The 23425-nt window shown below is 68.7% G+C and carries 17 protein-coding genes; 6 read left to right on the top strand and 11 right to left on the bottom strand.

The window, feature by feature from the left end; translation table 11 throughout:
• Nucleotides 1-461: 461 nt before the first annotated feature.
• A complete protein-coding gene (gene sepH / locus ACIOWN_RS17965; RefSeq protein ID WP_362354630.1) occupies nt 462-1487 on the top strand; it encodes a septation protein SepH in 1026 nt (341 codons plus the stop codon).
• Nucleotides 1488-1652: 165 nt separating this feature from the next.
• Here the strand turns inward: sepH and ACIOWN_RS17960 are convergent, their stop codons facing one another.
• The gene (locus tag ACIOWN_RS17960) at nt 1653-2504 is read right to left on the bottom strand and encodes a sulfurtransferase (RefSeq protein ID WP_362354628.1); all 852 of its coding nucleotides are present in this window, start codon (nt 2502-2504) and stop codon (nt 1653-1655) included.
• Between the two features lie 267 nt (nt 2505-2771).
• Here ACIOWN_RS17960 and ACIOWN_RS17955 point away from each other — a divergent pair, with 267 nt between their 5' ends.
• A complete protein-coding gene (locus tag ACIOWN_RS17955; RefSeq protein WP_362354626.1) occupies nt 2772-3575 on the top strand; it encodes a VOC family protein in 804 nt (267 codons plus the stop codon).
• Between the two features lie 92 nt (nt 3576-3667).
• Here ACIOWN_RS17955 and ACIOWN_RS17950 read toward each other — a convergent pair whose 3' ends face one another.
• The 6 genes from ACIOWN_RS17950 to ACIOWN_RS17925 all read right to left on the bottom strand — a co-directional run bounded on the left by ACIOWN_RS17950 (nt 3668) and on the right by ACIOWN_RS17925 (nt 13848).
• Complete coding sequence (locus ACIOWN_RS17950; RefSeq protein ID WP_362354624.1) at nt 3668-7105, bottom strand: ATP-binding domain-containing protein; 3438 nt, start codon at nt 7103-7105, stop codon at nt 3668-3670.
• Between the two features lie 80 nt (nt 7106-7185).
• Nucleotides 7186-7701, bottom strand: a complete 516-nt coding sequence (locus ACIOWN_RS17945; RefSeq protein WP_362354622.1) for a hypothetical protein — start codon at nt 7699-7701, stop codon at nt 7186-7188.
• The gene (locus tag ACIOWN_RS17940; RefSeq protein WP_362354620.1) at nt 7701-10136 is read right to left on the bottom strand and encodes an AAA family ATPase; all 2436 of its coding nucleotides are present in this window, start codon (nt 10134-10136) and stop codon (nt 7701-7703) included. The genes ACIOWN_RS17945 and ACIOWN_RS17940 overlap by 1 nt, the downstream gene beginning before the upstream one ends.
• Before the next feature lie 413 nt (nt 10137-10549).
• Nucleotides 10550-11062: an ATP-binding protein gene (locus tag ACIOWN_RS17935; protein WP_362354616.1), complete on the bottom strand. Its 513-nt coding sequence runs from the start codon at nt 11060-11062 to the stop codon at nt 10550-10552.
• Nucleotides 11063-11272: 210 nt separating this feature from the next.
• A complete protein-coding gene (locus tag ACIOWN_RS17930; RefSeq protein ID WP_362354614.1) occupies nt 11273-13432 on the bottom strand; it encodes a tetratricopeptide repeat protein in 2160 nt (719 codons plus the stop codon).
• Nucleotides 13429-13848 (bottom strand): hypothetical protein, encoded by a 420-nt coding sequence (locus tag ACIOWN_RS17925; protein ID WP_401982708.1) that lies wholly within the window; start codon nt 13846-13848, stop codon nt 13429-13431. The genes ACIOWN_RS17930 and ACIOWN_RS17925 overlap by 4 nt, the downstream gene beginning before the upstream one ends.
• A 232-nt stretch (nt 13849-14080) precedes the next feature.
• Here ACIOWN_RS17925 and ACIOWN_RS17920 point away from each other — a divergent pair, with 232 nt between their 5' ends.
• The 4 genes from ACIOWN_RS17920 to ACIOWN_RS17905 all read left to right on the top strand — a co-directional run bounded on the left by ACIOWN_RS17920 (nt 14081) and on the right by ACIOWN_RS17905 (nt 16348).
• Nucleotides 14081-14350 (top strand): hypothetical protein, encoded by a 270-nt coding sequence (locus ACIOWN_RS17920; protein WP_362354674.1) that lies wholly within the window; start codon nt 14081-14083, stop codon nt 14348-14350.
• The gene (locus ACIOWN_RS17915; RefSeq protein WP_362354610.1) at nt 14343-14954 is read left to right on the top strand and encodes a DUF6879 family protein; all 612 of its coding nucleotides are present in this window, start codon (nt 14343-14345) and stop codon (nt 14952-14954) included. The genes ACIOWN_RS17920 and ACIOWN_RS17915 overlap by 8 nt, the downstream gene beginning before the upstream one ends.
• Nucleotides 14955-15197: 243 nt before the next feature.
• Nucleotides 15198-16136, top strand: a complete 939-nt coding sequence (locus tag ACIOWN_RS17910) for a helix-turn-helix transcriptional regulator (protein ID WP_362354672.1) — start codon at nt 15198-15200, stop codon at nt 16134-16136.
• The gene (locus tag ACIOWN_RS17905; protein ID WP_362354608.1) at nt 16133-16348 is read left to right on the top strand and encodes a DUF397 domain-containing protein; all 216 of its coding nucleotides are present in this window, start codon (nt 16133-16135) and stop codon (nt 16346-16348) included. The genes ACIOWN_RS17910 and ACIOWN_RS17905 overlap by 4 nt, the downstream gene beginning before the upstream one ends.
• Before the next feature lie 87 nt (nt 16349-16435).
• Here the strand turns inward: ACIOWN_RS17905 and ACIOWN_RS17900 are convergent, their stop codons facing one another.
• From ACIOWN_RS17900 to ACIOWN_RS17885, 4 genes are all read right to left on the bottom strand, one after another.
• The gene (locus tag ACIOWN_RS17900; RefSeq protein WP_362354606.1) at nt 16436-17212 is read right to left on the bottom strand and encodes a hypothetical protein; all 777 of its coding nucleotides are present in this window, start codon (nt 17210-17212) and stop codon (nt 16436-16438) included.
• Nucleotides 17213-17332: 120 nt separating this feature from the next.
• Nucleotides 17333-20608 (bottom strand): type I restriction endonuclease subunit R, encoded by a 3276-nt coding sequence (locus tag ACIOWN_RS17895; RefSeq protein WP_401982705.1) that lies wholly within the window; start codon nt 20606-20608, stop codon nt 17333-17335.
• Nucleotides 20605-21801, bottom strand: a complete 1197-nt coding sequence (locus ACIOWN_RS17890) for a restriction endonuclease subunit S (RefSeq protein WP_401982703.1) — start codon at nt 21799-21801, stop codon at nt 20605-20607. Before ACIOWN_RS17890 ends, ACIOWN_RS17895 begins: the two co-directional genes overlap by 4 nt.
• Complete coding sequence (locus tag ACIOWN_RS17885; RefSeq protein WP_401982701.1) at nt 21794-23416, bottom strand: type I restriction-modification system subunit M; 1623 nt, start codon at nt 23414-23416, stop codon at nt 21794-21796. The genes ACIOWN_RS17890 and ACIOWN_RS17885 overlap by 8 nt, the downstream gene beginning before the upstream one ends.
• Nucleotides 23417-23425: the final 9 nt, after the last annotated feature.

The raw sequence follows: 23425 nt of genomic DNA, 5'->3' as shown, positions 1-23425 counted from the left end.
AGGGCCGCACCTTTCACAGGTGATCGGCCGAACACACGAGAAAGGGACGTACGGACGAAAGCGATAGTTCCGTTTGCGGCGATTAAGTGAAGTTCCCCACGGGCATGATCGAAAAAGCCGGACGAGGGCGGCCGAGTACCGCCTCCGGCCGGAAGTCGGGCGGCGCGCCCATCCACGCACGTGGCCCGAATGGAGTACCGTTATGAGCCCTGGGCCCGGCCTCCCTTCGGGGTGTCCGGGACCATGCTGGACCGCCGGGAGGGGGCTGATTGCACAGGGTGACGGTGTTGGTCACTTAGCGTTGCAAACAGGTAACCGTGCCATAACGGCGTTCCAGGGCCCGCGCCCGACACGCCGGGCAACTCGGCAAGGTTGTGGCAGGCTGCACCCGGGCAGGCCACACTCGACTAGCGGAAGCAGCGACGCACGTGACGTCGGCAGGCACCACCCGGGAGGTCCCCATGCCCGAACTGCGTGTCGTGGCCGTCTCCAATGACGGCACACGGCTGGTGCTCAAGGCTGCGGACAGCACGGAGTACACGCTTCCGATCGACGAACGGCTCCGCGCCGCCGTGCGCGGCGACCGTCCCCGCCTCGGCCAGATCGAGATCGAGGTGGAGAGCCATCTCCGCCCCCGCGACATCCAGGCCCGGATACGAGCGGGCGCGACCGCGGAAGAGGTCGCCCAGCTCGCCGGCATCCCCGTCGACCGGGTACGGCGCTTCGAGGGCCCCGTACTCGCCGAGCGCGCCTTCATGGCCGAGCGCGCCCGCAAGACCCCCGTCCGCCGCCCCGGCGAGAACTCCGGTCCGCTGCTCGGCGAGACCGTCCAGGAGCGGCTGCTGCTGCGCGGCGCCGACAAGGACACCGTCCAGTGGGACTCCTGGCGCCGCGACGACGGCACCTGGGAGGTTCTGCTGGTCTACCGGGTCGCGGGCGAACCCCACTCGGCGAGCTGGACGTACGACCCCCCGCGGCGCCTGGTGCAGGCCGTCGACGACGAGGCCCGCGCCCTGATCGGCGAGTCCGACGACCTCGGCTCCCCGGAGCCCAGCTTTCCGTTCGTGCCGCGCATCGCGCGTCTGCCGCGCGAGCGCTCCTTCGACCGGGACCGCGACCGTCCGGCACTGCCGGGACAGGCGCCCGAACCCCCCGAGGAGAGCGTCGGCGAGCGGGACACGCTGACCAGCCTGCTGGAAGCGGTGCCGAGCTTCCGCGGCGACCTGGTGGTGCCCGAGCGCGCGCCGGAACCCGTGGAGGAGCCCGAGGAGGACCTGGTGGCGGAGGAGCCCCCGGCACCCGCGGCCTCGGCCGGCTCCGCCTACGCGGACGTCCTCATGCCGCGCTCCGTCACAAGCCACCGCGACCGCCTCACCGGCGCCACCGACCGGCAGGCCGAGGCGGACGGGGTCCGGCCCGGCCGCCGGGCCGCCGTGCCGAGTTGGGACGAGATCGTGTTCGGCACGCGCCGCAAGAAGCAGGAGTAGCGGGCAGCGGCAGCAAGACTGTACGAGAGGAAGGGCCGCACCTGTCGGGTGCGGCCCTTCGCCGTGCGCCGCGCTGCCCAAGGTTCCTGACGGTCCGTCGCCGGTTCCGGCGGACCGACTGTCACTCGTTGGGAGTATCTTCCCGGCCGGCGACCTGACACCCCGTCACTGCGGGTCCGGTCCCACCGCGACCGGCCGGGACGGATCCGAGGACCACTCGGACCACGAGCCGACGTACAGGGCCGCCGGGATTCCGGCGACGGCCAGCGCCAGCACCTCGTGCGCCGCGGAGACGCCGGAGCCGCAGTAGACGCCGACATCGCGCCCGTCGGTCGCGCCCAACGCCGCGAACCGCGCCCGGAGTTCCCCGGCCGGCAGGAACTTCCCGTCCGGGCCCGCGTTCTCGGTGGTCGGCGCGGACACCGCGCCCGGGATGTGGCCGCCCACCGGGTCGATCGGCTCCACCTCGCCCCGGTACCGCTCCCCCGCGCGAGCGTCGAGGAGCACGCCGGACCGGGCCAGCGCCGCGGCCGCGTCGGCGTCGAGGAGCGGCAGCGCGCCGGGCTTCGGCACGAAGTCGCCCTCGGCCGGCTCGGGCACGGCGGTCTCCAGGGGGCCCTCCCAGGCCGCGAGGCCGCCGTCCAGGACGCGCACGTCGGGGTGTCCGGTCCAGCGCAGCAGCCACCACGCACGGGCCGCCGCCCAGCCCTGACCGCCGTCGTGAACGACGACCGGCCGGTCCGCGGACACCCCGGCACGGCGCATCGCGGCGCCGAACACCTCCAGGTCGGGCAGCGGATGGCGGCCGTTTCCGCCCGGCGCCGAGGCCAGTTCGCGGTCCAGGTCGACGAAGACGGCGCCGGGGATGTGCCCCGCCGCGTGGGCGGCGCGCCCGTCGAAGGGCGCCACGCCGGCCGCCGCGGCCAGGCTGAGCTGCCAGCGGACGTCGAGCAGCACGGGCGGCCGCGGCCCCGCGAGGGCGTTCGCGAGATCGGATGCGGAGATGATGGCGTTCATGGCCCCATCCTCGCGCACGGGGTGGCCGCATCGCCCGCGGCGGGCTACTCTGCTCGGCCGGGCACTTCCGATCACGAGGCGTACGGGATCGGCCACATGCTGTACAGCCGATCGACATCCTTCGGTAAACGCATCGAAACGGGCGGGGCACCGCATACCGGGCACCCTCCGGACGGGACCCCGTCTCGCCGGCGCTTCGGCTCGGGGTCCGGAGAACGGAATCGAGGCGGCCGTCGAGAGGCCCTGGAGGCCGAGGAGAAGGTGACGATGACCGAGGCACCGGAGCCGGGCGTCCCGAACGGCCGGGCACCCGCCCGGAACAGACCGGGCACACCGTGCCGGGTGAGCCTGATGGTGCAGGGAATGGCCGCCGCGCAGGCCTTCTACGGGGACCTGTTCGGCTGGGAGTTCCAGCCCGGTCCGAGCCGGTCGGTCCCCTGCGCGCGGGCCCTGCTGAACGGCCACGAGGTGGGCGGCATCGGGCAACTGCCGCCCGGCAGGAGGCTGACCGCGGCGTGGACGCCCTATCTCGCCTCGGACGACGTGGACCTGACGGCGGAAACGGTACGGCTGTGCGGCGGCACGATCGGGGTGGGCCCGTTGGACGCGGGCGGCATCGGACGGCTGACGATCGGCTCGGACCCGTGGGGCGCGGTTTTCGGCCTTCTGCGGGCCCGGCCGCACCCGGGCGCGGAGATCGCCGGGCTGCCCGGCACCCCGGTGTGGCACGAGCTGCTGACCTACGAGAGCGCGGGCGCCGCCACGTTCTACACCAGGCTGTTCGGCTACGAACGGAAGCCGGACGGCGCCGCCGACGTCGACCGCGTGACCCTGCACCTCGACGGCCGTCCGGTCGCCGGGGTCCACGGGGTGGGCCGGTCCCTGTCCCACGACCGGGGCCCGCACTGGACGACCTACTTCGAGGTCCCCGACACCGACGAGTCGACCGCCCGCCTGGTCGCCCTGGGCGGCCGGGTCCTCGTCCCCGCCCGGGACACCGTCCAGGGCCGCGTGGCCACGGTGACGGATCCGGAGGGGGCCCGGTTCGCCCTGATCCGGAGCGCGCGGTGAGCACGGCAGGCCGTGTTGACCGCGGTGATCACTCGGGAGGGTGAAACCTACCGGTCTCTTCAGCGGTGACCCCGGCCCGCCCGGGTCATCCCTCAGCCGGTACCTAGAGCCGCCTTCGCGTCGCTTCCCTCCCAGCCGACAGAGGTACGCCAGACAACCTCGATCGTGAAGACGTCACGGATGGAGTCGGCGGACCAGGGTTCGGCCGGCGCCTCGGAGAGAACGAGGTAGAGGCGATCGGCCTTGGAGGGGAGTGTGTGGTCGACCTCCAGGAGCCGCGCCGCACCCGCGCGGAGGTCGGCGTGGGACGTCCGGCCGGCGCCTAGAACCTCGTAGAGGGCGAGCCCCGTGTCGGTGACACAACTGACGTCCACGACCCCGGAGTTCTCGGGCTGCCAATCCGCACGCAGCAGAGCGGCCATCAGCTCGTGCCGCACGGCTTCGTGCGTCTTGCACGTGCGGTCGGCGGCGACGGCCGCTTCCAAGTGCTGGAGCAGGTCCGTGGCCGGCTCGGCCGCGTACGGGGTGATGGCCATGATGCCGGACTCCTTCTGGGCGTTGCCCTGAGACTGCTCGTGCTGCTCGTGCAATTCGGTTGCGCCGGTGGACGCTTGGGACTGCGCCTGAGTCTGCGTGACCTCGATTCGGCGCTCCTCCTCCACTGGCCCGGTGAGTCGCCGTCTCAGGGTGTCCCGCGCTTCGGCCAGCGCATCGGACCAGCCGCTCCGTGCCAGTTCAGCCCGGAACACGTCCGGCTCGAAGGTGCCGAACTTCAGCGCGTGGTTGGTGCTCACGGCCAGGTTCTGCAGCCGGCTCAGGCTCGGTTTGTCAGGACAACCGAGCACACGCCAGACGTCCAGCCAGTCGTGCTGGTCCAGTTTGAGACAGCGGGTGGCCATGCCCTTGAGTTCCGAGATCCGGGAGCGGGCGTTGTCCGGGACGTCCCCGCCCGCCAGGTCCTCGACGATGCCGAGAGCATCCAGGTAGCGCCCCAGCATGGTCGGAGAGATGGGAAGGCGGCCGAAGTCGTCCGTCGTGACGAACGCACCGTTCGACGAGTGGCGCAGCACCCACGCGTTCAGTTCGGTCCCGACGGCGGGCGGCACGGCGCCGCTGCGTACGGCCACGAAGAGGGGGAGGTTCGTGGCGGTCGAGACGGGTTCGACCCGGTACATGCCGCCACTGACGGAGACCACCCGTACCCGGACCTCGGTGCCGATCTGAAGGATGTCCCTTTCCGTGTCCTGACGCAGGCCGGCGTCGGAAGGCTGACCGTCATCAGCGCCCGTCAGCGCCGACGGAAGAGATGTGGAGTGAATGATCGTCAAGCTCTGAGTGCTACGGGTCAGGGCTATGTAGAGCAGCCGGAGGCCGACGGGTTCCTGGTCGGCGATGGCGGACGGTTCGACGACGAGGACGTGGTCGAACTCCATGCCCTTGGCCTGGGACACGGGAAGCACTGAGACGGCCTGGCGTTCCTCGGTGGTGACGCCGCCGGTCTCGGCCAGCCGGTGGTCGATCTCGTCGGCCCACTCGAACTCGTCGGGAATGATGACCGCGACGGACCGCAGGCTGCGGCCATCGGTGGTACCGATCAGGTGGCGGATACGGGTGACCGTCTCGTCCATGACCGTGTCCGGTTCGGCTTTGACCACTCGGACGGCGTCGGTCCCGGCTTCGCGTACGGCCCGCGGGTAGGGCAGCGTGGGCGCGATCACGTGGGCCAGTGGCGCGGTGAATTCCATGATCTCGGCCGGTACGCGGTAGCTCGTGTTCAGCTCGGCCAGCCGACAGTCTCCGTGATCGGAGAGGAGTGTGCCGAGGCGGTCCCAGTCGAGGTAGCTGTGGGGGCCGGTGGCCTGGGCCAGATCGCCGAGAACGGTCATGGAACCACCGGCCGCCAGACGGCGGCGCAGCGAGCGGGCCTGCATGGGTGTCAGGTCCTGGGCTTCGTCGATGATGACGTGCCCGTAGTGACGCGGAGTCTCACCTGTGATGAGGTGACGGAGTTCCTCGAGGCAGACTCGGTCGTCCAGCGTCCACTGTTCCTCGTCCGCCTTGGCCGCGCGGGGACGGTGCAGGACATCCTGCTCGACGTCGTCGAGGATGCCTTCGGCGCAGGCTCGGAGCAGTTGTGGTGAGTCGTACAGGGTGCGAAGGGCTTCCGCCGGGCTCGGGGAGGGCCAGATACGTTCGATGAGGCGCTCCACCCGCCGGTTGCGCTCCAGTTCGCGGCGGATCGTGTGGTCGCGGCTACGGCGCGGGGCGACAGCGACGAGTTCCCTCAGCAGCAGGTCGACGACCAGGCCACGGAATCGGTCGCGGCGCTCGCGGTAGGAGCCTCCGCCCTGCCGGACCTCCTCCAGGGCGGCGAGGATCTGCGAGCGGACCACACGCAGGGTCGTGCCGGCGGCGGTGACGACGAACGCGGGCTCGTCCCCCTCGTAGGAGGGCGCTGTGGTGAGGTCGTCGAGGGCCTCGGGGCGGTACTCGTTCTCGACGCGGTGTTGCAGGACGGCGGCCATGCGCTCGTCGGACTTCACCAGCCGTGTACGGGTGCTGTCAGTGCCTCGGATGTCACCGTCCCAGAGTCGTGACAGCTGTACGGCGTTGACGTCGCGGGTGCCGAGTGTGGGCAGCACCTGGCCGACGTATTCGAGGAACCGCTGGTGGGGGCCGATGACCAGGATGTCCCGCGCCTTGAAGTGGTCATTGTTCACCAGCCATGTCACGCGGTGCAGACCGACCGCGGACTTTCCGGTTCCCGGACCGCCCTGAATGACGAGGATCTCGGAGGGCGCCCCGGTGACGAGCGCCATCTGGTCACGCCGGATCGTCTCGACGATGTCCCGCATGCGACCGCTGCGCGAACGCTGCAGGTCACGCAGAAGGAAGTCGTCGGGCTGCTGGGGCTTGCGTCGCTGGATGCGGACGATGTCGCCGGGGTTGGGGACGGGGCGGCCGGTGGTCTCCTGCGTGGTTTTCTCACCTTGGACGACCGGTCGACGAGCAACCGCGTCCTCCTCTTCCGCTGACTCCGCTCCGGTGACGATCACCTGGTCCTCCGGACCGGGCGCGGCCGTGGCGGGGGCAGGCAGCGCGATTTCGTCGGCGTAGTCCTCGACGACTCGCTGCGAGCAGATCAGACGCCGCCTCAGCACCACGTCCCCGGGCGAGTCCGGCGACGCGTCGAACCACTTCCGGGCCGCCCGGTTGGTCCACTCCACGACCACCTGGTTGTGGTCGTCGTCCCATACCCCTCGCCGCCCGATGTACCAGGTCTCGATCCCCTCGTCGGGATCAGTCGCGTCGACGCGTCCGACGACCAGGCTCTCGTCGCCCAGCCCCCCGTAGGTGGCGGCCTGTTCCTCGGCCTTGAGCCGGTTGGCGACGCTGTCCTTTCCGCTGGCCGACGCCTTGGCCACGGAGTCACCGGTCATCTGGGTCAGCCGCGTCTCGTAGCAGTCGTAGGCGAAATCCACCTTCTTCTGCTCGGATGCGATGACTTCCTCATGCGCGGGCACGCCCATGCGATTTCCCCTCCTCGCGGTCCCCCGGACCGCATCGGGCGCAAGGCGCCCGATCCCCTTCACAGAATTATCACATCACGTCAGTTGCCTGTGATCGCAGTCCGGTTCCCGATGGTGTGCGATCTCTCGGAGGACGTCGGCGACTTCCCCAACGGCGGGCGCCTCGCGCCCGCCTGCTGCGGAAGCTCAAGGACATTCCGAGGCGCGGTGAGTTCCGCGACGAGTGCCTCGACAGCCGTCTGCCAGGCCCGTACCTGGGTGTGGCTCGGGCCGATCTCGTCGTGGTGGTACTTGCAGCCGGTGCTGAGCCGGCTCCAGAGCGCGCTGGTGCGGCGGGCCAGGTCGGGGCCGGCGTAGTGGCGCAGGCAGAGCAGCTTGGCGCGCGTACTACGGACCTCGCGGAATGCGGCTTCCTCAGTCGTGAGGATCGCGTCGACGGCCGCTTCCAGGGCGATGCGCAGGGCGTAGGTCGCGCCGCGGACACGGCCTGCGAGGGTCAGCGGACCACCGCTCGGGCCCTCGGCGAGGAGGCTCTCGGCCGTCGACAGGAGGTCGGAGACCGAAGCGGTGCCAGTGCTCGTGCGGGTGGCAGGCATCAGGCGTTCACCTCCGGCTTGCGGATCCGGCCGGCAAGGTCCTCGACCTTCCTGACGAAGGCGACCGGGTCGGGCGGGAGGAATCCGCCAGGGTGGGCGCCCTGCTGGCACTGGCGGATCAGGAGCGCGCTCTCGCCGCCGTACAGGGAACGAAGACGGCCCTTGACCTCCTCGTCAGGGTGGACGCGACCGTCGTCGAAGAGGGCGAAGGACGCGAGCGGGATGAGCCGTTCGGTCTCGTCGATGGCGGCCTGCAGACCGTCGGCGGACTGCCCGGTACGGCTCCGCCGGATCCAGGCCGCTTCGACGATCGCCTTCGTCAGGGCCTCGCGGCACAGTGACGGCAGGACGTTGCGCAGTGCCGGCTCGGGGCAGTTCTCGGTCTTCGCGAGGGCCATCGCGTCGCCGATGGCCTCCTGGACCGGATCGGTCTCGCACTCGACCTTCACCTGTGATTCCACGCCCCGATCCACCTTCAGCACGGTCACCGGCAGGCCCTGGCTGCGGAAGGCGTGCGGGAGGCGGGTGTCGTGGGTGAAGACGACCACCTGGCGGTCGCGGCCGAGTTCGTCGAGGACCTGGGCCAGGCCATCGACCTTCGCCGGGTCCATGGACTGCACGGGGTCGTCGATGACGACGAACCCGAAGGGGCTGTCAGCAATGGCGGCACGGGGCAGGAACAGGGAGAGCGCGAGCGAATGCAGTTCGCCCTGACTCATGACGCTCAGGGCGGGAGCCTCGGTGTCGTCGACGGTGACGTCCATGATCAGCTTGCGTACGGTGGCCCTCGCGGTGCCGTGCAGGCCGACGTGCTTCAGGTCGACGCTGCTCTGCTGGCGGAGCTTCTCCCAGATCCGCTGCGTGTGCCCGGCAAAGGCGTCGAGCCTCAGGTCGCGGATCTCGGTCGTGAGCTTCTTGACCCAGGTGTGGGCGGCGTTGACTTCCGTCTTGCGCGACTTGACGGCGTCTGCCTCCCGGCGGAGCTTCGTCCACTCGGCCAGCAGGCCGACGACCTCACGCCAGCGTTCGTCCATGGCCGCCAGTTCGTCACGCGCCCTCCTGGCCACGATCTCGCACGCGTCCGTCAGTGTCAGCGCCGCCCTGAGCGCGCGCTCGGCGAGCTCGGCGGGGTCGGTGACCCCCCGGCACGCGCCCCACGCCTCCCACGGGTCGGTCAGCACCGCCGGGAACTCCCGCGGCAGGTGAATCAGGTCCTGCAGCGTGCGCATTCCGGCCCGCACGTCCGCCTCCGCCCTGCGCACCGCTTCGGCTTCCTGCAGGAGGGCGGCGATTTCCGCCTCGGCGCGCCTGGCCCACTCCTGGTCCAGGACCTGCTGCGTGCCGCAGACCGGGCAGGCCGTGTCGTCGGCGTGGCGGTCGCTGTGTGTCAGGGCCGCCTGGAGCAACTCCGCCCTGCTGTGGGCGTCCGCGGCCGCGGACCCCTGCAGCTCGTCGGCGTCGGCCACTGCACACCGCAACTCGTCGACGGCAATGCCGACCCGGTCGAGGTCGGGCCCCTGGGCGTCGGCCTTCAGACGCGCTTCGCGCAGCCGGCCCTCATCGGCCGTGGGGGAGCCGGTGATCAGGGCGTCGAGGACGGCGTAGTCGGGACCGCCCTTCTCGTCCATCGCCAGCAGGGCTCTGAGTGCCCGGTCGTCATGCTCGACCGCTTCCAGGGCCGCGTGCAGAAGCTGCTTCTTCTCCTTCTCGGCGTTCTGGACCGCCTCAAGTTCCTTCTTCCTGTCCGCCAGCCGCCGCACGGCGGCGTTGAGGTACTCGAGTCCGAGGATCGCGGCGACGTTGTCGTACATCTCGGTCGGCTTGCCGTTGATCATGTTGCCCAGATCGACGTACGACAGGAACGGGCGGTAGGTCCGCATCGCCTGCCCCCAACCGGCCTGCTCCAGCGGTACGGTGCCGCGTCCCGGCCGCTTGAGCACGGCCCGGGAGTCGGTGAAGGCGTCGCCGGTCCAAGCGCGGGTGAGAGTGCTCGGCGACGGGTCGCACTGGACAGTCAGCTTGGCCTCGACGAAGGTACGTTCGCCGTTGTGCAGGTTGCGCCAGCGGACAGCGTGGCTCGGATGCCCTCCGGAGTAGTGGGCGTTGGTCCCAGTGAACAGGGTCTCGATGGCTTCGGCGAAGCTCGACTTCCCGGAGCCGTTGCGCCCGACGACGAGGGTGACTCCGGGCTTGGGCCGCAGCTTCAGCCGGGCCTCCGAGCCGACGCCGCGGAAGCCGGTGACGGTGACCTTGCCGAGGTAGAGCGGGCCTGTGGAGGTGCGTGCGCCGTCTTTGGTGTTCCCGGAGTCCTCGAGTGCCTCGCGGATGAGAGCCTTCACCGGCTCGGCGAGCTTCCGGTCGTCGGCCAGCCGGGCCTCCACCAGCTCGGGCAGCGGCAGTGCGCGGTCGGGGTTCTGGTCCGTAGCGTCGTCCATGAGGTGTCTCCCGTGATTCCCGTACTGACGTGGAAGGGGCGAGCACCGACAGGCGCCGGGGGCGGCGGCTGGGCCGCCGGGTGCCTGTCGATGGACGGAACCGTAGGAGCGGGCAGGCCTCCTCCAGGGCCGGCTACTCGATAACCCCAGTTATCAAGGGAGTTGACGAGTTGACAGGCTCCGTTACGAGGGTGGGCGAAGCTGTCCGGGGCTGTCCGTTCGCGTCGAGCCGGTGATCGGTCACGTTGCCCTCGTCTCACCGATCCGTCTGTCCAACTCGGCGTCCAAAGCGGCCTGCTCACTCACATCGGGGGCGTAGCCGTTCCGCTCCCGCAGAGCGGCGCGTGCCTGCTCGGCGTGAGCCGCACGCTCGGCGTCCTCGCCCTTCGCGCGGTGCGCGCCGGAGGGACCGTTCACCCCTGGGGCCAGGGCGGCAGCGTGCACTCCGCCCAAACGGTTTTTCCCGGGCCGTCCGGGCGTGGGTGCCAGTCCCAGCAAGTCGCGAGCCGCGACACGAGGAGCAGCCCGCGGCCGGCCTCGTCGGCGCCGTCGGCCTCCTCCAGGGCGGTGGGGCGGCGGGGGTGGCGTTCGGCGCGGGTGTCGGTGACCTCGACGCGGATCGTGCGGCCGTCGGGGGTCGCGTGGAGGCTGAGGTGGAAGTCCCGGCCGGGGACATGGCCGTGTTGTACGGCGTTCGCGGTGAGCTCCGCGACGATCAGCACGATCGCGTCGTGCGGGTCGGTGTCGTACGGGATCCCCCAGGCGTCCAGACGGACGGCCGCGAGGCGGCGGGCGAGACGGGCTCCGCGGGGTGTGGAGGTGAAGCGCATCTCGAAGGTGCGGGGCGGGGGTGGGGCCGTCTTCAAAGGGGCGTAGGGGGTGGTGGGTGTGGTGGTGTCGGTGGGATTGATGGGTTTCGTCGCCACGTCCCTCACGGTCCCGTCAGTCGCGTAGCGTGACCAGTGGTGACGTAGCGACAGGGGGCGGCTGTACGCGCTTTGCAGGCACGAGTCGGAGCTGCGCGCCGTGACGGCGTCTCTTGCGGGGCGTTGAGCGGAAGAGGCGGTGATGGACATGGCTGAACGCAAGGGCGCGGTGGCGGTACTCCGTCCGGACACCCCTGGGCTCCGGGACGTTCACCCGTGTGCTTCCGGTGGACGCCACAGCCCGGATGTGAACTCGCCGAGGAGTCGCCGACCGGCAACGGTGAACGGGTGATCGGCTCCCAGGCCGCGTTCCCGCCGGGCCACGACATCCGTCATGATCTCGGAGGCCGCCGCCAAGTCGCCCCGTGCGGCCCGAATTCGGGACAAAAGCTGCTGCGCCGAGAGCGCGATCGGGTGGTCGGGGCCGAAGCGCCGCCGGTACGCCTCGGTGACATGCCGGATCTCCTGGTCGGCCTCGTCGAAGCGGCCCAGCAGATGCAGTGCCCAGGCGTGGTTGTGATGGGCTCCCAGGGTCACCGTGTGGTCGGGACCGAGGAACCGTACGCATTCCATGGGCAGGGAGAGCAGGGCGCCGTCCTCTTCGGCGACGCTCTCGGACGCAGACAGCAGAACCAGCAGACTGGAACGGGAGCGCAATGTCAGCGGGTGGGCAGGACCCAGCGCCCTTCGCCTGCCGGCAACCGTGGAGCGGAGGAGCGAGACGGCCTCATCGCGTTCTCCGACGTTGCCGAGCACGAGCTGAAGGCCGTGGCGGCTGTCCAGGGTGTCCGGGTCGTCGGCCCCGAACAGTCGCTCCTGAGTCGCGTGGAGGCGTCTGAGCAGGAGTTCGGCCTCGCCGTATTCGCCGAGCCGGAAGAGTGCGCGGCCGGCCCTGGAGCCGGCGGCCAGGACGAGCCGGTGCTCGGCGCCGAGCCGCTGTTCACCGAGGTTCGCGGCGGCTCGGGCGGTCTCCCAGGCGGACATGTAGTCCCCCGTGCGGTGCAGCGCGGTGGACAGCCTGGTCACCACGGCCAGTGCGTCGGCCGATGTCGACGGGTCGCCGGCGCGCCGCAGCAGGGCGAGACCGTGCGGCACCAGCAGCCGAAGCAGCGGATCGTACGGACCGGCGTCGGGCACCTCGGGCACGGAAGCGTCGAGCAGTCGGACCGCTGTGGCGTGGAGCGCCGGCACCACGTTCGCCGGGGTCGCCGCGACGACGCTGTCGAGCAGCACCGCGTGGCTCGTCACGCACCGCTCACCGACGTCGACCAGTTCGGTGAGCGACTGGTCGATCAGTGCCCTCAGGGCCGTTTCGCAGCGGGTGCGCGGCAGGGCGCCACTGATCTCGGCATGGCCGAGCAGGGAGAGCGGCAGCGGCTCGGGGGCGAACCGCGACAGGAGCCTCAGCAGCGCGGTCGCCTCGGGCAGGCCGCGGGTCTCGAACGCGTCGAGTGTCAGTTGCCACGTCAGGCCCACCAGGTGCCGGGGGTCCTCCTCCGACAGGGCATCGGCTCCCTGGTCGATGAGTTCGACCCCTCCTCCTTCCTCCAGACGGCGCCCGTAGGTCTCCATCGTCCAGGGGTCGAGCACTTGCTGGGAGAGGAAGCCGCCCGCCAGCGTGAGGGCGAGCGGCAGCCGGCCGAGCCGGTCCGCGATCCGAGCCGCCTCCTGCTGCGTGCCACTGTGCGGGGCGAGGTCCCGCAGCACCCGCGCGGCATCCTCACGCGGCAGTACGCCGATGTGCTGCAGTTCCGCCCCCGGCCACCAGCGGGCGGCCGGACGGCGCGTGGTCACCACGACCGTTCCCCTAGGACTGGTGCGCAGCCAGCTGCCGTCCCGGAGGATCTCAGGGTGGTCGGCGTTGTCGAGCACCAGCAGCCAGGGCTCGGCGGAGCGGTCGAGATACTGCCAGACCAGATCGGCGGCAGGACGGAGTCCGTTCCGGGCGGCCAGCAACTCCCCGTCACCGGCGCCCCGGTCGGCGGCCACGGCGAGCATGCCCGCACGCAGGCTCGCGCGGTCGGAGGCGTTGACCCACAGTCCGACCCGGCCGCATTCGCCGGTGGCCAGCTGAAAGAGTGTGTAGGCGACCGCGGTCTTGCCGCAGCCACCCATGCCGTACAGCACGTAGACCTCGCCGCCCTGCCCTGTCCGCACACTCGCCCGCAGCCGTTCCAGTACCTCGGCGCGGTCGCGCAGCACGACTGGAGGCCGGCCGACCGCCGGACGGCGAACCGAGTCGGGGCCTTGCGGCGCGTCCGTCCCATCGCCCTGTTCGCCATAGTGGTGGTGCACGCTGATGTGCTGGTCACCCGACGCCTGGTAGACACGGCCACGGTCCTCGGCGTGACCGTCCATCCCACCTGTCATCGCTGCGTGTTGTGCTGGTCTCGCCCGGCCTGATAGACACGGGCGTGGCCCGACGCAGTGGCGTGCTGGGTGATCGCGGATCCACTCACACCGCCCGGGTCGAGCTCGTCGAGGAGTCCGCGCAGTTCCGCTGCGGCGTCTGGCCGGGCGGCGAGCAGCCGCCTCAGCCGCCCCTGCCACTCCGCATGCAGTTCGCCCAGGGTCTCCTGGTCACCGGCCTCACCGGCCTCACCGGCCGCCAGGGCGTCTTCGCGAGTGGCCGTCAGTTGGGCGGCGACGGCCTCGGCTCGGTGCGGCTGCGTCCGCTGCCACAGTCGTGTGACGCCCTCTCGAGTGCGATTCCAGGCGTCGGTCGTCATCAAAGTGACCAGTGTGACTCCCGCGCTCTGCGCGAGTAATGCCGTCTCCGGGTCCACAGTTCCCCCTGCCCAAAATATTCAAATTTTTGGATTGTATACGGAATGACTCACGTCTGTCGCATTTTGATACTGTGCCGTTTCGCGACCTCCCATCATCGCACTCTTGAACCGGATGGGACAACAAGAGAAAGGCCTCGGCATCTTCAGCATGTCCACTTTTCACATGACCAAGCCAACACGCGCAATGCTAAAGTGGCAAGAATCCGACCCGTTCGAGGGGGCGATGACCATGAGCAGGCCGTGGGAAGCCGACCCGACCACGACATTCAAGCGGCGCCTGGGGAAATCGCCTCAGGAATTGGGGAACACGACCGACAACCCCGACTGCCCCGACATCTGGGAACTCGAGAACGGGGACATCGCCATCATCGGGCGTGACCTCACGGAACCCCTGAGCGGAAAGCTGCCCGCCGGAGTATCCGTCGGAGCGGACGAACGACTCGTGGTCATTCCCAGGAACATGCTCATCGCAGCGAAACCGGATATCCCGAATGTTTGACTCCTTCCCGAGCGGAACCTTCGAACGCATGGATCGCCCCGCATATCACGCGGATTTCCGCCGCGTCTACGAGAGCGGAATTCACCATCTGAACAAGCTCGAACGAGGGCAGAACTTCAAAGAACGCGGGTTCGCCAGCTGGGAAGCCTTCGCCGCCGGGGAATGGGACCGCGCCCTGTCCCTCACCCAGGAGAAACGCGACGTCTACGCACGGCAGTTCCGCGACGCCGCGCGGTTAGGCATTCTGGAGCGTCGCCTTCGCGTGGTGGAGTTTCCGGTGACCCCCTACGTGCAGTGGGAGCTCTTCGTCCTGCGTCTGCGTGTGGACCTGGGCGACAACATCAGGGTGCTCGACGCTCGCGAGATCGCGGACATCGAGAAGGACCGCCCTGTTCCCGAGGTGGTGATCCTCGGGGACGTCGCCATGTACGAGGTGCTCTACGACGATGACGGGAACGCGGCGGGAGCCAACCGCTTCACCGACCGGACACTGATCCGGGAGACGTCAGCCGGCTTCGACGCTCTGTATGAGCGGGGGGACGACTTCCACGACTTCTTCGACAGGGAGATCGCTCCTCTCGCCCCGCCCGCAGTCGCCCGCTGAGCACCCATTTCGTTCGGGGCTCCGAGGCCCGGTCACGGCTCCTCCCCGGGACGAGCCGTGACCGAGAGCCCGCATGCGAGCAGCGCGGATGCCCCCACACGGCCCTGCCGGTCGCAAAGCGCGCCGAGTGGTGACGCAGCGACAAAGGGCGGTTGTCGGCGCGTTGTCCGCACGAGTAGGAGCTGCACACCGTAACGGCGTCCCTTGCGGGGGCGTTGAGGCAAGGAGGCGGTGATGACGGACATGACTGAACGCGAGGGCGTGGAGGCGGGCGCCGAGGCGCTTGCGGAAGAGCGTGACGGCGGCGGCGTGGGGGCGGCCATGGGTCCTGGGGACGGCTGGGAGAACGACGACCGGGCCGCGGGGCGACGACCGGAGGACGAGGCGGGGCGGGGTGTCGTCGTCGCGTTCGGGCAGACCATGAAGACGCTGCGGGTGCGGGAGGGGCTGGAGCGCGAGGAGTTCGGGCGGCGGCTCGGGTATTCGGCGTCCACGGTCGCCTCGTTCGAGCAGGGGCGGAGGATTCCGACGCCCAGGACGATCGAGCGCGCCGATGAGGTGCTGGGGGCGGGCGGGTTGCTGTGCCTGTGGAAGGAGCAGGTGGAACGGGCGCAGTATCCGGTGTTCTTTCAGGGGATGGCGGTGCTGGAGAAGGAGGCCGTTGAGCTGGTCTCGTACAGCATGCCTGTACTCAATGGCCTGCTTCAGACCGAGGAGTACATGAGGGGGCTGCTCGCCATGAGGCGTCCGCCTCTGGACGAGGAGACCATCGAGCAGCGAGTGGCGGCACGATTCGCCCGACAGGACATCTTCGATCGTCGGCCCGCACCCTTCCTGAGCTTCGTGCTCGACGAGTCGCTCCTGCGACGTCCGTACGGGGGTAAGACGGTGCAGCGCGGGCAGTTGGAGCACCTCTTGCTGATCGGCCAGAAGCGCAATGTCGAGATCCAGGTCATGCCACTCGACCGCGAGGACAACGCGGGTGTGAACGGACCGTTCACCGTCGTCACACGCAAGGACGGCAAGAAGTTCGTGTACGCCGAGGCACGAGGCATCGGCTCTCTGCAGACCGACCCTGAGCAAGGGGTACTGGCGGCCGCACTCTATGGGATTATCCGATCACAGGCTCTCAGTCCGCGAGAGTCAACGGAGTTCATCGAAAGGTTGCTGGGATCGCTATGACCAACGCTGAGTCCTCGACCGTCACCTCCGGCCTCGCCTGGTTCAAGAGCAGCTACAGCGGAACCGAGGGCGGCGAATGCGTAGAGGTTGCGGCTGCCATGGCAGTTGTGCACGTCCGGGACTCGAAGGCTGGGGCCGGCCCCATGCTCACGGTCTCGCGTGACGCGTGGGCGGGGTTCGTCGGGCTGGCCTCGTCGGAGCGGTGCGTGTGACGCTCGTACGACCGTGAGGGCCCTGCCGACCTGGATCTCGGTCGGCAGGGCCCTCGTTGTACCTGTTGCACTGATGCCAAGTGGCACCTACTGGGTACCAAGCCAGCTTTCAAACAACATGAGGTGTTCGCCTACGGCTCCCAGCGAGGAAGGACTGTTCTCGTACTGCTCCGAGAGCGCCACTTCATAGACCTTGTAAGCCGGTTCCGCCTCCTTGCCGGCGGCGTCTACGGCCGCGAGCGTCTCGAGCGCCTCCTCAATGTCCCCGTTCTCGGCGCTGGTCACGAGCCTGGGACAGAGGTCCTCGGCGATGTACTCGCACAGCTCAATGAGATGCCGCCCTGCGCGGGTCGCCCGGTCTCGGATGGCCTCTGTTCGCGCTTCACGAAGGGCATCCTCAAGGTCAGCCTCGTCACCTTCGTCACACCAGATCTGCCGTGCAGACTCCTCCCTTCCCTTGAGTTCCTTCTCGGAGTCACGCAGCAGTTCTTCCAGGGTGAGGGTCGGGTGCGCTACATCTTCGGCGGGCAACTCCGGCAACGACTCGATCGCTCCCGAATCCGGGAGCGATCCGCCGTCTCGGAGCGCTTGGAGCAAGAGAACCTGGCGAAGGATGGGCAGCAGGCTGTCACCGTCAGTGGCTCCGCGGATCTCATACGCTGCTTGCTGCACAGCCGAGTAGTCGCAATCCGCGACGTATCCGTCCAGCTCGAACCCGAGCTCCGAGACGGTGGAAGAAATTTGCCGAATCTCGTCGAGCAGTTCCTCGCAGACATCCGAGAGGCGGTCGGCGATCTGGTGCGCTTCCTCCGCCTCACTCACTTGCCGCTCCAGCTTTGCAACAAGGTTGATGAGCTCACTCACAGTATCCCCCTTGGATCAAGCAGTTCTTTGGACCACTCCGGCTGTGCACAATGATGACGCCCTGGTACACCACGAGGGTCCTGCCGTCACTCCGGGACGGCAGGACCCTCGCATCACCTCTCAGTCATCCGGCACGCCGTTCTCGGACCACTCGTTGGCGAAGTGTTCCATCTGACGGAGGACCAGGTCGATGGCCTCCTTCTGCTGGTCCGGCGGGTAGTTGTTGCGGGCCAGGAGGCGCTTGATGGTGCTGCGCAGTCGGGCGCGGACGGACTCGCGGGCGATCCAGTCGGGCTTGAGCTGGCGGCGGACCTCGGTGACGAGTTCGCGGGCGATGCCGGCCAGGACTTCGTCGCCCATGAGTGAGCGAGCGGTGCCGTGGTCGGCGACGGCGTCGTAGAAGGCGAGTTCGCGCCAGTTCAGCGGCGGGTCGAACTTCTCACCTCGGTTGGCGTCGGCCATGACGTCCTTGGCCATCTCGACCAGTTTGGCGATGAGTTCGGCGCTGGTGTACTGCTGACGCATGTAGCGCACCATCAGGTCCTGGAGGCGCTGGGAGAACGTGGTCTGCCGGACGATGTTGTGCCGGGTGACCTCGCGCATCTTCCGCTCGACGAGCCGCCTCAGCGCCTCGGCCGCCAGGTGCGGGGTGTCGCTGTTCTGGAGCTGGGCGACCAGGGCATCGCTGAGGTGGGTCAGGTCGGCGGTCTCCAGCCCCGCCTCGGCGAACAGGTCCGTGACTCCGCCGGTCTCCACCACCGACGAGGTCAGCTGGGAGAGGTACAGCTCGACGTCGCGGGCCACCGGGAGGCCGCGTGCCTCCCGCTCCATGGCGTCCAGCTTGGCCATGTAGGCGCGGACCTCGGCGAAGAACTGGATGTGCCGCTTCCAGGCCGGCTTGTCCCCGAACCTGTCCCCCACCTCCTTCGAACTGCCCGCCAGCGCCCAGAAGCGCTCCAGCCGGTAGGCGTGGTCGCGGAAGCGGCGGCCCAGGGTCTGGCGCGGGTCGTCGAGCAGGTCGGGGTTGTTGCCCTTGGTACGAGGGTCGCGCAGGTAGTTGGCGGTCTTCAGCGCCGCGTCGACGAAGGCCCGGGGGCCGGGCTTGTCGAGCAGGGGCTCCCAGGCGAAGCCGCGCAGGATGCCGGTGAGGATGTCGTACTCGTTGCGCAACTCGTCCAGCGCGCGCTCGACGTCCTGGCCGAGGGTGCGGTCGCGCTGGTCGGCCTCGGTGTACTCGGCGATGGCCTTCTGGAGGTTCTCCGTCAGCGGCGCGTAGCCGACGAGGAGGCCGTCCTCCTTGCCGCGGAAGCGTCGGTTGACGCGGGCCAGGGCCTGCATCAGGTTGGCGCCCTTGAGCGGCCGGTCCAGGTACATGGTGTGGATCGGCGGGGCGTCGAAGCCGGTCAGCAGCATGTTGTTGACGATGAGCAGTTCCAGCTCGTCGTCGGGGTTCTTGGCCCGGTTGATGACGGTCTTGCGGCGGCTGTCGGTCAGCGCGTGAGCGAGCAGCGCGTCCGGGTCCTTGCGGGAGTTCGACGAGAAGACGATCTTCATGACGCCCTTGTCGAATTCGTCCCTGTGCCACTCGGGACGCAGCTCGCGCAGTGCGTCGTAGACGCGTACGCAGATTTCGCGCGTCGCGCACACCACCATGGCCTTGCCGGGCGCGCCGCCCGACTCGGAGACGCCGACGAACGGCTGCATCCGCTCCCGGCGGGACTCCCAGTGGTCCACCAGGTCGGCGGCGAGATCCCTTATCCGGGCCGGTGCGCCGTACATCGCGTTCATCGTCGCGACGGCCTGCTCGACGCGGCGGCGTTCGGTGTCGTCGAGGCCGTCGGTGATGCGGTCGGCCTCCTCGTCGATGGTGGTCGGGTCCACCTCGCGGTCCAGAACGAGCTGGATCACACGGCTTTCGTGGTAGACCTTCACGGTCGCGCCGTCGTCGGCGGCCCGCTTGAGGTCGTAGACGTCGATGTAGTCGCCGAACACCTCGCGGGTGTTGCGGTCGGCCTCCGAGATCGGCGTGCCGGTGAAGGCGAGCAGCGTGGCGTGCGGGAGCGCGTCGCGCAGGTGGCGGGCGAGGCCGTTGAGGTCGTCGTAGTGGCTGCGGTGTGCCTCGTCGACGATCACCACGATGTTCCGGCGGTCGGAGAGCATCGGGTGGTCGGTGCCCGACTCCCGCTCCTCCTTGGTCTTGCCGAACTTCTGGAGCGTGGTGAAGAGGATCCCTCCCGTCCTCTTCGCCACGAGCTCCTCCCGGAGTTCGGCGCGGGTGACAACCTGCTTCGGCGTCTCCGGGAGGATCTCGCTCTCCTGGAACGTCGAGTAGAGCTGGTCGTCGAGGTCCGTACGGTCCGTGACGACCACGACGGTGGGGTTCAGCAGCGCCGGGTCCCTCATCACCATGGTGGTGGTGAGGACCATCTCCTCCGACTTGCCGGAACCCTGGGTGTGCCAGACCACGCCGGCCTTGCCGTCGCTGGCCGCGGCGGTACGGACTGCTTCGGCGGCGCGAGTGACGGCGTGGTACTGGTGCGGCTTCGCGATCCGCTTCATCCGCTTCGACGGGACGAAGTTGATGAAGGAGTGGACCAGTTGGAGGAACCGGGGCTGGGTGAACAGGCCGTGGATGGCGAGGTTCTGCCCCGACTCGGCGAACCCGTCGGCGGTGAGCGGGTCGACGCGGGCGCCGAACTCGTCCGTGTTCCACGGCGCGAAGTGCTCGTACGGCGTGAACGGCGTGCCGTACTTCGCGGAGATCCCGTCGGAGAGCAGAACGACTGTGTTGTAGCGGAAGGCGGTCGGGAACTCCTCGACATACCTCGCCACTTGGGCGTGAGCCGTCTGGAGCGTCGCGTCCTCGTCGCCGGCGCGCTTCAGCTCGACGGCGGCCAGGGGCAAACCGTTGACGTAGAGGACGACGTCGAAGCGACGGTTCTTGTCGCCGTCGATCACCGTGACCTGGTTCAGGGCGCGGTAGGTGTTCGCGTCCGGGTCTTCCAGGTCGAGGAGGCGGACCGTGGGGTTGTGCTCGGCACCGAAGGAGTCGGTGTAGGTGACGGACCGTATGCCGGTGGTGAGGTGGCGGTGGGCGGTCCGGTTCTCCTCGTAGGTGTCCTGGGAACCGGGGGTGGCGGCGGTCGTCACGGCTTCGTGAACGGCGTCCGGGGGCAGTTCCGGGTTCAGGCGCTCGATCGCCCCCTGAAGGTCCGGGTAGAGGATGAGATCCTCCCAGGACTTCCGGTGCCCGGACCCGGGCGCGAACTCGTTCCCGGAGGCCGGCAGCCAGTCCAACTCGGCCAACTCGTCGAGCGCGAGCACCTCCCAGTCGGCTTCGGTGGGGCGGCGGTGGGTTCTGTCGTCGGGCTCGTTGTCGTTCTGATAGGTCGTCATGTGGCGTCCTCGACAATCTTCTCGGCGTCCTTGACGCGGAGGCGACCGGACATGAGTTGAGGGAGGAGGGTGTCGCGGAGGGTCGCGAGGGTCTGGGACTCATTCAGAGCCTGGTCAGCCCGCGCTTCGAGGGAGTCAAGCCTGGGGCGAAGCTCACGTTGCCGCTCCTTGCTAGGGAGAGGGATTTCCAGCTCACCCAACTGAGTGCGTCGTAGCTCCGTCTGCCCGGTGCTGCCCTCGCCCATCGCCTCGATCTCGGGCTGTGCGCGAAGCATGGCGAAGCCTGCGCATACGGGGTCCACCTGAGCTTCGTCAAACCTCACGATGGTGATGTGCGAGTCGACCGTCGCAGCCTCGTCGGAGCTCCAACGCGCGACTCGTCCAAGCGTGCCGACACCGGTTGAATTCACCAAGACATCATTTCTCAGCAGCAGCTTCGGAGCTTTGGCCTTCTCTCGAAGCGTGCGACGTGCGGGAGCAGTGCTCACACGGCCGCCTCGGATGCACTTCTGGTTCAGGACCAACAGGTCATCCAGCGATTCAGAGTACTTCGGCGCTATGCCTCGTGTGAGAACGCACGACACTGATTTGACATTGGCCTCTACGCCCGCACCCTCCGCCACCGCTTGAGCGAAAAACGCGTGGCCAAGTTCACGCAAGGTATTCGCGATGCGCTCGTTGACGGCAATCTTGTCATCCAGCACGCCGAGCACACTGACGACGGCTTCCCGCTCTCCTCGCGGAGGTAGCGGCACCGGAAGTTGACGCACATCCTTCAGGTTTAGCGTGGCTTGGACTGTTGTGTTGAGATGCTCCCGCATATACTGCTGCGCATCTTCGGATTCAAGGAAGTACTGCAGCCAACGGGGCGAAATTTCCGAGCTCGGCCGCAGCACCCCAATAGCTCTGGCTACATTCCACCCGGCAAGCTCAGGGGAGACTACCGCTACCTGCCCCGTGGAACCAACCAACGTCAGAAGGATTTCTCCGCCCTGAAGACGTGTCCGCGTGTACTTGGACTCGATTTCAGGCGACACCCGAAGCGGCTCTCGATCGTCCACCTTCCCGTTACGCACGTCTTTGACGCGCACGATGGGAACACCAGCCGCTTGGTTCGATCCGGGTTGCACAATTCCGTATGAAATCGTGCTGCTCAATAGCGCCTCAAGCGGCACCTTCTTCCACTCAGACACCGATCCTCCCCAACTGCACCCGCACCATCTTCTCCAGCTCAGCCGACTTGTCGAACAGCTCGAACAGCTCCTCCGTCAGCTTGCTGATCCGCTCGGCAACTGCCTCCGGGTCCTCTTCCTCCGCCTCGACGGCCCCCACGTACCGTCCCGGCGTCAGTACGTACCCCTGTTCCCGTACCTTCGCAAGGTCCGCCGAGTGGCAGAAGCCGGGCTCGTCCTCGTACGTCAGCCCCGCCTCCCGCGCCGACGCCGTGCCCCGCCACGCGTGATACGTGTCGGCGATCCTCCTGAGGTCGGCCTCCAGCAGGATGCGTTCCGTCCGGTCGGCCATCTCGCCCATCCCTCGGGCGTCGATGAACAGGATCTCGCCGCGTCGGTCGTCCAACCGCCGAACACCCTGCGGCGACTTGTCCTTGGACAGGAACCAGAGGCACGCCGGGATCTGCGTCGTGCGGAAGAGCTGCGACGGCAGCGCGACCATGCACGCCACCAGGTCGGACTCGATCAAGGCCTGCCTGATCTCGCCCTCCCCGCTGGACTGGGAGCTCATCGAGCCGTTCGCCAGGACGATGCCGGCCGTTCCCTTCTCCCCCAGCTTGGAGATCATGTGCTGGAGCCAGGCGTAGTTGGCGTTGTTCTTCGGGGGGACCCCGTACTTCCAGCGCGGGTCGGTCTCGTCCCGCGCCCAGTCCTTGATGTTGAAGGGCGGGTTGGCCATCACGAAGTCGGCCTTGAGGTCCGCGTGCTTGTCGTCGGCGAAGGTGTCCCCCCAACGGGCGGCGAGGTTGCCGTCGATGCCGTGGATGGCCAGGTTCATCTTGGCCAGCCGCCAGGTGCGCTCGTTCAACTCTTGGCCGTAGACCGCGATGTCGGCCTTGTGGAGCCGGCCCCGGTGCGCCTGAATGAACTTGCTGGCCTGTACGAACATGCCGCCCGAGCCGCACGCCGGGTCGTACACCCGCCCCTCGTACGGCTCCAGGATCTCCACGATCAGCCGGACGACGGAACTCGGCGTGTAGAACTCGCCGCCCCGCTTGCCCTCGGCACGAGCGAAGTTGCCGAGGAAGTACTCGTACACCTCGCCGAGCAGGTCCTGGGCCGGCTTGTCCTCGCTGCCGCCGAAGCGGGCGTCGCTGATCAGGTCGACGAGTTCGCCAAGACGCTTCTGGTCGACGCGGTCCTGGTTGAAGATCTTGGGGAGGACGCCGGTGAGGGAGGCGTTCTCCCGCATGATCGCGTCCATCGCCTCGTCCAGGAGCTTGCCGACGCCCTGGGCCTTGGCGTGGGTGGCGATCCAGGACCAGCGGGCGGTCTCGGGGACCCAGAAGACGTGGGCGCCGGTGTACTCGTCGCGGTCCTCCAGGAAGTCGTCGAGGCGTTCCTCGGAGATGCCGTCCTCGACCAGTTCCTTGGCCAGTTCGGTGCGGCGCTCGTCGAAGGCGTCCGAGACGTACTTCAGGAAGATCAGGCCGAGGACGAACTCCTTGTACTGGGCGGCGTCGATGGAGCCGCGCAGCTTGTCGGCCGCCTTCCAGAGGATGTCCTGGATCTCCTTGGCGGTGGAGGCGCTGAACAGCTCCGCCTGGTCGGCGGGCTTCTTCTTGCCTGGAGGCATCGGGTGGGC

The sequence above is a fragment of the Streptomyces sp. NPDC087787 genome, from assembly GCF_044743035.1.
Taxonomy (GTDB): domain Bacteria; phylum Actinomycetota; class Actinomycetes; order Streptomycetales; family Streptomycetaceae; genus Streptomyces.
Note: the sequence above shows the minus strand (reverse complement) of the source record. Positions and strands in the feature narration are given on the sequence as shown.